This window comes from Saliphagus sp. GCM10025317, assembly GCF_042663665.1.
GTDB lineage: Archaea > Halobacteriota > Halobacteria > Halobacteriales > Natrialbaceae > Natronosalvus.
Genome location: NZ_JBHTAQ010000005.1, coordinates 265,535 through 276,965, shown reverse-complemented (window position 1 = coordinate 276,965; position 11,431 = coordinate 265,535). Strand labels below are relative to the sequence as shown.

The 11,431-nt window shown below is 60.6% G+C and carries 11 protein-coding genes and 1 tRNA gene; 4 read left to right on the top strand and 8 right to left on the bottom strand.

The features are described from left to right. Both ACFQS4_RS03510 and ACFQS4_RS03505 read right to left on the bottom strand, forming a co-directional pair. Positions 1 to 186, bottom strand: coding sequence for a HalOD1 output domain-containing protein (locus ACFQS4_RS03510; RefSeq protein WP_497902317.1), 186 nt, complete (start codon positions 184 to 186; stop codon positions 1 to 3). A gap of 196 nt (positions 187 to 382) precedes the next feature. Further along, positions 383 to 2,722, bottom strand: coding sequence for a PAS domain S-box protein (locus tag ACFQS4_RS03505; RefSeq protein ID WP_497902316.1), 2,340 nt, complete (start codon positions 2,720 to 2,722; stop codon positions 383 to 385). 1,174 nt (positions 2,723 to 3,896) lie between these two features. Here ACFQS4_RS03505 and ACFQS4_RS03500 point away from each other — a divergent pair. Together ACFQS4_RS03500 and ACFQS4_RS03495 are read left to right on the top strand one after the other, a co-directional pair. Then, the gene (locus ACFQS4_RS03500; protein ID WP_497902315.1) at positions 3,897 to 4,244 is read left to right on the top strand and encodes a four-helix bundle copper-binding protein; all 348 of its coding nucleotides are present in this window, start codon (positions 3,897 to 3,899) and stop codon (positions 4,242 to 4,244) included. A 94-nt stretch (positions 4,245 to 4,338) separates the two neighbouring features. After that, complete coding sequence (locus ACFQS4_RS03495) at positions 4,339 to 4,659, top strand: hypothetical protein (RefSeq protein ID WP_497902314.1); 321 nt, start codon at positions 4,339 to 4,341, stop codon at positions 4,657 to 4,659. Between the two features lie 170 nt (positions 4,660 to 4,829). Here ACFQS4_RS03495 and ACFQS4_RS03490 read toward each other — a convergent pair whose 3' ends face one another. Both ACFQS4_RS03490 and ACFQS4_RS03485 read right to left on the bottom strand, forming a co-directional pair. Next, the gene (locus ACFQS4_RS03490) at positions 4,830 to 5,051 is read right to left on the bottom strand and encodes a type II toxin-antitoxin system HicB family antitoxin (protein ID WP_497902313.1); all 222 of its coding nucleotides are present in this window, start codon (positions 5,049 to 5,051) and stop codon (positions 4,830 to 4,832) included. A 259-nt stretch (positions 5,052 to 5,310) separates the two neighbouring features. Next, on the bottom strand, positions 5,311 to 7,059 hold the full coding sequence (locus ACFQS4_RS03485; protein WP_497902312.1) for a vWA domain-containing protein: 1,749 nt from the start codon (positions 7,057 to 7,059) through the stop codon (positions 5,311 to 5,313). 146 nt (positions 7,060 to 7,205) lie between these two features. On the opposite strand from ACFQS4_RS03485, the gene ACFQS4_RS03480 reads away from it, so the two are divergent. Next, positions 7,206 to 7,508, top strand: a complete 303-nt coding sequence (locus tag ACFQS4_RS03480; protein ID WP_497902311.1) for a helix-turn-helix domain-containing protein — start codon at positions 7,206 to 7,208, stop codon at positions 7,506 to 7,508. Positions 7,509 to 7,944: 436 nt separating this feature from the next. Here ACFQS4_RS03480 and ACFQS4_RS03475 read toward each other — a convergent pair whose 3' ends face one another. The 3 genes from ACFQS4_RS03475 to ACFQS4_RS03465 form a co-directional block, all read right to left on the bottom strand. Beyond that, positions 7,945 to 8,223, bottom strand: a complete 279-nt coding sequence (locus ACFQS4_RS03475; RefSeq protein ID WP_497902310.1) for a DUF3006 domain-containing protein — start codon at positions 8,221 to 8,223, stop codon at positions 7,945 to 7,947. A 3-nt stretch (positions 8,224 to 8,226) separates the two neighbouring features. Then, positions 8,227 to 9,930: a bifunctional DNA primase/polymerase gene (locus tag ACFQS4_RS03470; RefSeq protein WP_497902309.1), complete on the bottom strand. Its 1,704-nt coding sequence runs from the start codon at positions 9,928 to 9,930 to the stop codon at positions 8,227 to 8,229. Between the two features lie 194 nt (positions 9,931 to 10,124). Then, a tRNA-Pro gene (locus tag ACFQS4_RS03465) sits at positions 10,125 to 10,197 on the bottom strand. 84 nt (positions 10,198 to 10,281) lie between these two features. Between ACFQS4_RS03465 and ACFQS4_RS03460 the strand changes: the two genes are divergently transcribed. Then, on the top strand, positions 10,282 to 10,536 hold the full coding sequence (locus tag ACFQS4_RS03460) for a pro-sigmaK processing inhibitor BofA family protein (RefSeq protein ID WP_253432005.1): 255 nt from the start codon (positions 10,282 to 10,284) through the stop codon (positions 10,534 to 10,536). A gap of 65 nt (positions 10,537 to 10,601) precedes the next feature. On the opposite strand, the gene ACFQS4_RS03455 is transcribed toward ACFQS4_RS03460, so the two are convergent. Next, positions 10,602 to 11,309 (bottom strand): DUF7504 family protein, encoded by a 708-nt coding sequence (locus ACFQS4_RS03455; RefSeq protein ID WP_497902308.1) that lies wholly within the window; start codon positions 11,307 to 11,309, stop codon positions 10,602 to 10,604. Between the last annotated feature and the right edge of the window lie 122 nt (positions 11,310 to 11,431).

Genomic DNA, 11,431 nt, shown 5'->3' with positions numbered 1-11,431 from the left:
TTACGACGTAAACAGGGCGTTCAGCGCGTCGGGGTCGATTGCTGTCTGGAGTGGCGGCAAGTCGATTGGGTCCGTGCCAGTTGCCTCTGCAACCGCAGAGACGACAGCATAGACTGGTGTGTTTGTACTGTCCTCTCCCCACGTCGTACTGGCTAAGACTCTCTTGTTAGATGAAGACTCGCTCATGGTTACCTGTGTGCTATCAGTTGACACAAACCCTCGTATACCGATTTGTCGTAAAAGGTTTGCCAAAGCAGAATGGGTTGTACACAATCAATTGTTCGTGCCCTTGGTAGAAATCCAGACAGTGCAGCCAGTCAACGGTTCGATAACCCAGTCGTGAGGTCACAGCCCGTACCCGGATAGCTGGCCCATCATATGCCTACTCAGTCGCCGGCAGCGTAAATCGGAAAGTCGCCCCCTTGCCGGACTCGGAGTCGACCCAGATCTCGCCGCCGTGACGCTCGACGATCCGCTGGCACAAGGCGAGTCCGATCCCCGTTCCCGCGTGCTCGTCGTGGCTGTGAAGACGCTGGAACACCTCAAAGATACGGTCCGTCTCCTCGGAGTCGATGCCGATGCCCTCGTCGCGAACGGAGATTATCCACTCATGACCAGCCTCTTTGGCGTCGACATGGATTCGCGGAGGCTCATCGCCGCTGTACTCGACCGCATTGCTCAGGAGGTTCTGGAAGACCTGCTGGAGCTGGCGTTCGTCACCCCGTACACGAGGGAGAGAGGCAACTGTGAGTTCGGCATTACTCTCTTCGAGTTTCACGTGCAGGTTGTCGGTTGCATCGTCAAGGACATCTTCCAGTGCAACCGGCTCGAGCGGCTCACCCTGCGTGTCGATCCGCGAGTACTCGAGAAGGCCGTCGATCATCTCGCGCATCCGCTCAGCCCCGTCAACAGCGAACGCGAGAAATTCTTCACCATCTTCGTCAAATGCGTCTTCATACCGTCGCTCGAGCAACGAGAGATAACTCGAGATCATTCGAAGCGGTTCCTGGAGGTCGTGGGAGGCGGCATAGGCGAACTGCTCGAGGCGCTCGTTCGATTCCTCGAGTTGCCGACGGTACTCTGTGCGTTCGGTGATGTCCTGGATCAGCAACATTCCTGCGTAGATGTCGTCGGCGCCGTCTCGAACGGGAAGCGTGTGCGCCAGCAGGTAGCGGTCGTGGTACTCCACTTCGAACGTTCGCGAGTCGCCGTCGAACACGGCGCGGAAATGGGGTTTGATCTCTTCGACCAGGTCGTCGGGGTAGCGCTCGTAGATCGAGACGCCGACGATCTCGTCCGGTGGAATCTCCAGTTCGCTCATTAGCTCGCCGCCGGCGACGGTGTAGGTAAGGTCCTCGTCATAGAGACCGACCGCCCCGTTCGGGAAGTTCTTGACAAGCGTCCGGTAGCGGCGCTCGCTCTCGGCAAGAGCTCGCTCACGTTCCTTGCGCTCGGTGATATCTCGGACCACGCCGACGCGGTTCTCCCCCTCGTCGGCGGTGAATGACGCAAACGTCACTTCGACGGGGACGTGGTCGCCGTCTGCCGTCTCGACGGTCGTTTCCAGCGTCGGATTGGCTGTCTCGTCGGTGGCCATCGCCGCCCGCATTTCAGCGGCCTCCTCGATAGCCGCCTCGTCGATAAGACGAGTGGCGTGGGCGCCGCGTAGTTCCTCGCGAGTGTAGCCGGTCAACGCGGCGAACGCGTCGTTGACCATCGTGTACCGCAAGTCGTCGTCGGCCACGTAGATGCCGTCGTTGATCGTTTCAACAATGCGCTCGTACTTGGCGAGCTCCCGGGTCCGTTCCTTTCGCTCCGTGACGTCGCGGCCGATCCCGGCCAGCACCGGCGTTCCGTCGGGGTCCTCGAGTCTTGTCGCGACGAACTCGTACGGGATCCGGTCACCCGCTTTGGTCAGGATTCCTGCCTCGACGCGAGTACGCCCGGTTTCGAACACTTCGTCAATCGCGGCCGCGGTCGACTCGTGATCCTCCTGGCTAAAAAACTCCACCGAATGCATAGATCCGATCTCTGCGTCCGAATAACCGGTCACTTCGGTCAGGGCCTCGTTCCAGCGCTGGAACGTGCCGGATTCGTCGATGACGTAGAATACGTCGTCAACAGCGGCGAGGATGCCGTCGGTGTACTCCTTGTATCGCCCGAGCCGTCGTTCGCGCTCACGCAGTCGACGTTCCGTCTCAGTACGATCGATCGCCGCGGCGAGGACGTTTGCGATGTTCGTGACGAAAGCAACGTCACTGTCGGTAAACTCGCGGTGGCTTGTCGTGTGGACGCCAAAGACACCCCACGGATCGTCGACAGTCCCGATAATGACGCTGATTCCGCTCACGACGTCGTGTTCGGTCAGCAGCTCAGGGCCGGAAAAGCGCTCATCCGTACGGAGGTCGTCGACGATAACCGGCGCTTCGGAAAGCAAGGTATAGCCCGCCTGTGAATCCAGATTGGTGGTGGCGGTCGCTGAACCTACGAGACCATCGTGCCAGCCGACACCCTCCTTAAGCAGGACAGCATCGCCGTCGGGGTACAGCTCGAGTACTTTCGCATACTCGGCCTCGAGGGTCTCGGCGACGGCGACCGCGATGTCGTGCATCAACTGGTCAAGGTCGTTCGTCCGGAGGGCCTGTTGTCCGAGTTCGGCGACGACTTCCTGTTGGCGGACCTGCGGGTCGGGTCCCGTATCGGTCTCGGAAGTCGAATCCATTTGGAGTGTGTTACTCAGGTGTCAGGGGTAAAGCCTTCTATATTGCTCTGCGAATTCTTCATTAAATCATTTTGATACTACATCACCTTTTTGGATGGCTTCCCGCCATTTTCGTGATGGGAGCCACCGTGTATCTCCTCGGGAAACTGTACGAGTAAGCCGGTGACTCGAGGATTCCGATACGTAGATCGATGACAGAGGACGGCCACCTGGGGAGTGGCCGGGTTATGGTGGTGCGATTTCCGTCCGCTTCGATGCCTAACGGTCTGTATCCTCTGGCATAGGAGGGTATCAGACCGGGCTGACCTCCACCGATAAGTGACAAGGCTGTTGGCCCGTCGTATTCATGCCCGTGCGCTCACGATGTTACGGCCTCAATTCAGTACGGAGAAGCAGTTTTACTCACGTAGCTAACGTCCGCTGCACGTCGATCGCTCGAAAATAGAAGTGTTGTAGCCGCTACGTGCGGTTTGAATATTCGGGGATACGTTATCGCCGAGCCATAGGCGCGACACTGATTCCGGAGGTGTTCGGAGTGGTGGAACTGGGTCATTGGAACCGATCTTCACTTCTGGGCCGGGATACCGTCATCTCGAGTTTCGATCGAGGTCGAGTCCATGTATCGACCGCCGAATAAATGTCGATAGTCGTAGAATTGGATGACACATGCGTCATTCGCCTTCCGTAATTGTCAGACCTCCCTACAGCAAGCGCCGTTAAGGGGCAAGGTAACCTTGTGGCGCAAGGAACGCGCGCCACGCTCAAGAGTTGGTTGATAGATTGAAAACGGACGTTTCGTACCCTCAGCCCTTCTGTTGATGGCAGTGGAACCCTTGATAACGGAGATTAGTGAGTTTGGGTAAGGCGGGTCGAGACGGCCAATACGGTTACGTTCACTGAGACCAATTCACTACCAGCGCGGGGGAGGGGGTTAGTCGTTGCCAACGTCGCCCTCATAGCCAATCAGCTACCACATCATTGTTTCCTCCGCGCTATTCCTATCCACTGGCTCTGTTGAAATCCTTAACCGATGATAGGTTTCAACGACCGTGCTGAATACAGCACGAGATTTAGTTCAATCTCCGAAGTGGTGAGCGCTCAGTACAGGGTGTTCAGTGACCGGTTGCCTATTCCAGCCCCGGTTTTACGCCGTTGAGTGCTGGAAGAGTGAGTGATGGCTCTAACTCAAATCGACCACATGAACGACCAGATGGGAGAGTGCATCGACATCTGTCTCGAAGCCGCTCAAGCGTGTGAATGGTGCGCTGATGAATGTGCTGGTGAAGGCGAAGGGATGGCCAAGTGCCTTCGTCTCTGTCGGGATGTCGCCGATCTCACGACGCTACACGCACGCTTCATGGCACGGAACTCGAACTACAGCACGCAACTTGCAGAAGCCTGTGCTAGTGCATGTGATGAGTGTGCGGACGAGTGCGAACAACACGATGAAGAACACTGTCAGGTGTGTGCTGAAGTGCTTCGCGAGTGTGCCGAATCCTGCCGGGAGATGACGTCAACGTAGAACCCGCAACCAATTCTGCCCATCCACAAACCTTTTTCGTCACCAGCGTATTGTCGGCTTGAATAACCCTGTACGATGCTAGAAATCATACGCTATGGCTCGTGAGACAGCCCCCTCCCGAGAGGAGATTGAAAGACGAATCCAACAGGTCGGAAAATACTCCCACGCGGTCCGTATAGGATTGATAATCATCCTCACTGCGTTTCTGTTAGCCGTTGGTGCCGTCCTTCCCGCAAATCTTGACAGTCCCTCACAGGCAATCGAGTCGATACTTATGCCGCTTACGTTCGTCGGACTGGGGACCATCCTGTACGGAATTGGAATGCACCTTCACTTGATGCATTTGAATCTCGTCCGCCAGTTACAGCCCGAATCGACGGACGACCAACGGTCAGCTCCTGACTCAAAGGACTGATTTCAAGCGACACGCAGTACCGAGTATGCTCAGTTCGCACTTCTACTGAGCGAGCCGTTCACTGGGTTTGGCGTGAAACAAACGAAGCCGTTGTGCTGAACTCATTCTCTGTATTCAGCACCCGATTCCTATCAACGGCTGAGGATTTCAACAGAGTCAGAAAAGTGAAATCAGTCGATCCACAGTGCCGAAGACGGCTCCAGGTCCTCAGCGTCCTCCGGCACTGGACGCCCATAAAGCTCGAGCGCCTCGGCCAGGTTCTCGAGGGCCTTTGCTTTCGTCTCGCCCTGGCTGGCGATCCCAGTCGTCTCGTCAGTTGCAACGTACCAGTCGCCCTCGTGGGTGAGCGTGACCGTCTCGTCGCCTGACTCCCGCCGTGGTCGCGTCCCCATACCTGTGATGACTGTACTCAACGGAAAGTCCTGCGACGCGAGGGAGTCCGACCTCGAGCGCGTGGAGGCAGCTGGGGCGGTTCGCGGCGTTACTCGATCTGGCGGACGGCGTCCTCGAGGTGGTCAGTGATGGCGTAGGACTTCTCGAGGCGCCGGCACTCGGCCTCCTCGTCGGGCTCTAATTCCTCGATATAATCGTCGAGGTGCATTCACTCGAAGTAGGGATGGCAAGGGTTTGAATGCTCGTGAACGCCAGCCGCTACTCGCGTTCGTCGGCCTCGAGGATCGTGGTCAGCAGCTCGAGTTCTCGCTCGAGGTCCTCGTCGCCGATGGCTTCGGCCTCGGTTGCGAAGTGGTCACGGAACGTCCGCAATCGAGCGGCGTACCGCGCGGAGACGGTGAGTGGCGTTGACCGCTGCTCCCACTTGCCGAGACGCCCTGGCGCCGGCGGATCGGCGATACCGTCGTCCGTGGCGACGAGCGTCTCGTCTCGCTCGTGTATCGTCCAGTTCTTCAGCAGGTCGGCGTACCGCGCGAGGAGGATAGCCTTGCGGACCGCGTCGGTGTCGTACATCTCCGCGCTGTCGTCCGGAAACGTGACGCGCTCGGTCGTCGACCTGGTCTCACCCGTTCGCGTCTCCCAGCTCGCCCGCAAAACAGGATTGGCCGCGTCCTCATTCCCGTCGTCGCCGTTCACTTCGTCGGTTCCGACGTCGGTTCGCTCGAGCTGGACGAGGACGACGCCGCCCTTCGCTGCCCCGTCCGTCCGCGGGGAGGGAAACAGCGTGTGGACGTGCATGACCGGTCCGTCCCCTTCGTCGGCGCCGGTCGTTCCGTACACTCGCGCGACCTCGTAGTCATCCGCCTCGAGTTCGAGCGAAAGGTCGTACACGAGCGGCGTCACCATGTACTCGAACTCCTCCCCGAGGCGGCGCTCGAACTCGTCCGTGGAGTGGACGCTGTAGTAGTTCGCGCCTCGAACGCGCGTAAGCTGGTCGACCAGCTCCGCGTTGAAGTCGACGCCGATGCCAACCACCGTCATGTGGTGGCCGGCTTCGGCGTTCTCTTCGAGCCCGGCACGAAGTTCGTCGGCGTCGGTCTCTCCCGCGTTGATCTGGGCGTCGGTCAGCAGGATCGACCGGGTCTCATACTCATCGGCTGTCGGGCCGGAATCGTCGGCCGCGCCGTCACTCCGGTAGTCGGCGAGCAGCTGCTCGCTCGACTCGATTCCCGCCGATACGCTGGTTCCGCCCCCGGCCTCGACGTCCGCCCGGATGTGTTCGCGGATGGCGTCCATGTCGGTCGTATCGACCGATCGGAGTGGTTTCGCCACGTGCGCTTCGGTATTGAAGAGCACGACGCCCAGTCGATCCTCGGGCCGGAGCTGTCGCGTCAGATCGACCAGCGCCTCTTTGGCGACGTCGATCTTCGGGCGTGACGTGTCGCCCTCGGCGCGCTTTCGGTTGCCGTACGAGTCGTAGTAGTACTCCTCGAAGCTCGAGCGCATCGACCCCGAGATGTCGAGCACGATCACCAGGTTCAGCGCGGGCCGTTCGAACGCGGACTGGGAGCGCCCGGACTCGAGCCCAACCGAGAGGAACCGTTCGGCTTCCCCGGAGAGCGGGTCCGGGGAGACGGCGGCGGAGTGGGTCGGACAGAACAGCGAGTCGCACGATCCGTCACCCCCGGTGTCGAAGTAGTAGTCGTGAAACAGGCCCTCGTAGGCCATGCTCTCGGGGACCGGAAGGTAGCCCTCGGAGACGTTCCGTCTGAACGTTTCTACGTCGGCGGCACCACCGGCGGCGAGGCCGATACTATCGTCGGCTTCGGTCGTAACGGCCGAAGCGCCGTTGGCGCTCGCGTTGCCGTTCCCCCCAGAGTCAGACGGATCGTACTGCCAGTCGTCTATCCCGTTGCGATCGTCGCTCAGTGAGCGAGCCGAACAACCGGCGAGCGCGGCAGCACCACCGACGCCGAACAACCGAACAAATTGTCTCCTGGAAGGCATGTCGTCTCTATCGATCGTTCGCGGAGTCCCGTATAAAAGGTAATCCAAGCTGAAATTTCGACTGTAGCGTTCCGCGAGCCCGAGCGTGTTTCGAGCCAGAAAAACCGGACTGCTTCTGATACTCATGGGGAAACGACCCATCACCCGTGAGTGAAGGCGCCGAACCCCCCGAATTACTGGCTCTCCTCGACGACGAGTACGCTCGAGCGATCCTCACCAAAACCAGCGTCAAACCAATGTCCGCCAGCACCCTGAGCGACCGCTGTGACGCGTCGCTCCCGACGATCTACCGTCACCTCGAGCGACTCCGGGAGTATGACCTGCTCAGCGAACAGACCGAACTCGTACCGGACGGCAACCACTACAGCGTCTACGCGGCCCGCCTCGAGCGACTTGAAGTGACCCTCGAGGACGTCGACCAACCAACGATGGCCTTCTCGAGAACGTGAGTCGATTGCTCGGACTGGGAGCGATCACATACTCGCTGTACGGAACGAAGTAGGGACTGGGGGCGGTGTCGACGGGTAGGAACGGTACGACCTGGGTGCTGTTGACACCTATTTTGCAGCAGTATTTGAGCGCGAACCACACAATCACACGTACCTTTTCTCGTCGGGTTCGCTCGCGTTGCTCGTTCATCGCTCCTCCAAAAATCTACGCTAAAAAGCCGCTCGCTCCCGCTGGTCGTTCGCGGGTGCAGCGCTTGTACCTCGAGTGTAATGGTACATCCACCACCTATACTTATCGGTCATTACCTTCGCAAATCGAGCCAGCCCTCGTGCGACATTCGCACTTTGTATTCAGCACAACTACCATAACCTGTCACAACCAAAGAGTTTTAACAAATCCAAAATGGCAGTATGTCTATTTCGCAACCTCACAAACTCATTCCTCGCGGTCAGATAACCGCGAAGAGAGACGATCCAATTTCGCCCGTACGGACTCACGACGCTCGTGTGTCGTGTTCGGTTGATAGGCTATCGAGACCACGTTTCCGTCCTCGAGAGAGATTGTGAGGGCACTTCCGCTCGTCTGAGCGGGCGCTGGTAAGCGGTCAACGGCCACCGTTTTCTCGTCAACCACCTGGTTGTCTTCCTCGAGCAGGATCACGGCGGTTTCGTCATCCTCGATTCGGTCCACGATCCCAGTGTAGGTCTCGGTCATGTCTTACCCCAGAGCAGGGGCGACAGCCTCATCAAATCCACTGGCATCGATCGCTGTGCCAACTGGGCGCGGTGCCCTGGCGCTCGTCTCACTTTCATCAGACTCGGGTTTTGCCTCGCGGATATCCGCTGCATTGGTCGAGAACGACTCGCTCGTCTGGACTTCGAACGACGTCCCATCAGTTCGAACGACAATATCCCCATGGACGGGCGTCCAGTACGTGCTAATTCCACGGTCGGCAAACCGCTCGAGGACCACGTCACTCGGGTGGCCGTACTGGGAGTCGTACGCGCTCGAGATGATTGCAACCTCGGGATCAATGGCGTTCACGAACGCCTCGCTCGAAGAGGTCGCCGACCCGTGGTGGCCGGCCTGATACACGTCGGCCTCAAGGGTGTCTCCCCACTCGTCGAGCATTCGAGATTCGGCTGTGGATTCGGCGTCACCAGTCGTCACGTACCGGAACTCACCGAATTCGATGGCCAACACCACATCGTTGTTTACAATTTCGTCTCGATCCGCACCCGCTGGTGGATTCAACACTCGAGCAGAGACGTCGCCCTCGATCTTCTCGTACTGCTCGTTGTTGCCCCGGCAGGTGAGGGTTGTGGTGGGCTCGCCCGCCCGGGCGGTGCCGGCGACCGCGCCGTAGGTCTTGCCCATCGTGGGCTGGGCCTCGATCAGCACGTCGTCACGCTGCTCGATGGCGTTAGTGATGGCGTCGGTGGTCCGGTCGCGGGCGGCCTCGATCGTGAGGGCGTCCTCGCCACGGTAGCCGTCGGAGGTCCAGTCCCAGCCGTCGGTGACCGCGCGGTGACGGAGTGCGTTCGGGAGGATGGCGTGGTGTTCGACGTCCTCGGGTTCGACGGCCTCGATCGGGGCGGGGAGCTGGTCGGCGTAGCCGCGTTCACGCGCCGTGTCGAACACCTCGCGCCAGGTGTCCGTCGAGAGCCCGCCGGGCACCCAGTCACCGCACGAGATCACGCCCAGTTCCATCCCGAGTAGGTGGAGGCCGTTGCCCGTGGCGCCGTGGCGCCAGCAGCGGAAGGTCTCGCCGTCCTCGCTTACCATGAAGTTCGAGCCGGTGCTCGAGCCGTGGAACGGGTGTTCGCGTCGCTTGCCTTCGGGGTAGCGTCGCCGCGAGAGGACGTCGTACACTCCGACGTCGGCGTCCCGATCTCGGTCACCGTGGGTGCACCGCCCGGTCCCGTGGGCGTAGCCGTGGTCGGGCTCGTCGTCGTCGGTCATCCAGGGTTCGATGAGGTCGCGGAGGTCATCCTCGTCGATGGTGGCGAGTTCGTCGGGGCCGCGCAGCGGGCCGTAGTAGTTGCCCGACGGGTGGCGCGAGCCGGGGCCGACGACGTAGGACTGCGGGGCCGCCTTGATGTGGCCCAGGTTCTCGCCCGTCTCGGGGTCGTCGAGTGGGATGTCGTTTTCGAGGCCGGGCACCAGCAGGAATCGGTGGTTGCTTGAGCGCGAGCCCGACGCCTGCCACGGCGTCTCGGGGAGGCGATCGACGAGGTCGGCCAGGGCGCCGGGTTCGTCCTCGTCGAGGATCGCGAGGTCGCCCCGGGCGGCGATGCCGTAATTGTGACCGGCCTCGAGGAGCGTCTCCTCGGTACGCTCGCGATCGGTTCCCTTCTCCCCCGGCGGGATCGGGATGAACACCTTCCCGAGGTCGGCGAGCGGCGCTGGGACGCCCGTCATGGCGCACACCTCCCGTCATCGAGGGCAGGGCACGGCTGGTCGTCCTCGAGGATGTAGCACCCGCAAAACTCGCACACGGGTGGCTCGAGTTCGACGGTGAGGCTCACCGCGACCACCCCTGGCGACGGCTACTGAGAGGGTGTTTGTAAACCCCGTCTATGGACGGATTTTCCGCGAATTTCCTTATAAGAGGATGGGACCGCCCGGATTTGAACCGGGGTCACGGGCACCCAAGGCCCGAAGTATACCAGGCTAACCCACGGTCCCGTGTCCGTACTTCTGGGCGCGGTGCGTAAAGGCTTTCGTTTGTGAATGGACGCGCTTTTCACCTCTGGTGGTGTGTCAGCCGACATGGTCACCGGTCTCGAGATCCTGATCCTCGTCGTCGCTCTCGCGTTCGTCTTCGGCGCCTCTCGACTCATCGACACCGTTCGACCGCTCTTCGCCAACGCGGTCGCCGGGTTGCTCGTCCTCCTGGCCGTGCAGTGGCTGTTCGTCTTCGAGATTACCATCACCCCGATCGTGCTCGTGATCGTCGCCCTCGGCGGCGTTCCCGGAGCGCTGCTAATCGTGTTACTGTCGATTACCGGCGTCGCGTTCGTCTAGGGCGCCTCGAGACGACGTGGTCGCCGCTCGAGTGTTGCTTCGAGCGACGAACCGGATAGGCAAAATCAGTTCTCGAGCACGCGAGCGACGTCGTCGTCGGTCGCTTCGTCGAAGTCCGCCGGGTCGACCGTCGGCCAGGTCTCGTACTCGTGATCGTCGTCCCAGTTCGACAGCAACGCCGCGACATCCTCGTCGGTCGCTTCCGGCAGGTCGTCCTGGACGCTTTCGTCGACGACCACCTCGTCGAAAATCGAGCCGAACGTCGCGACGATGCGGTCCTCGTGTGCCGTCGGGTCGAGGTGGAAGTGAGCGATCGCGTCGACGCTCGAGAGTCGTTTGGTAAGGACGTACGCGAAGTGAAACACCTGCTTCGGCGGGGCGTAGCGCAGGAGCATGTCCAGGGAGTGAAAGCAGATCCGGACGTGGTACTGCTCGCCCCACTGCTCGCAGAATTCGCTGATTGTGACGCCGAGGGCCGACAGATCGGTCGGGTCGTCGATCGCATCGACGACGAACGGGGCGGAGTAATCCGGCCCCGTGGTAGCCTCGGCTGCACGCAGGACGTCGCCCACGGAGATGATGCCGAGTTTTGCTGGACCGTCGCTGGCCGTCGGCCGACAGTCCGTCTGGGCCCCGGCGAACGAGACGCGCAACTCGGCGACCTCCGAACACGACTGACAGAGGTCGTGGCAGGCGTCTACTGGCTGGTTCGTTTCGTGAACGAGGAGCACGTTCGACGGTGCCTCGATCGATTCGGGGATACTCGGTTCCATGGTGGCGACGTCGAGTCGACGTTAGGCGAAGGATCACAGGCCCCGCTCATTACTGTTCTGGCCGCTGACAGCCGCGACATAACCGTTGTGGCCGGTTTCGACCGGAACGTTCGCTCGCCCGC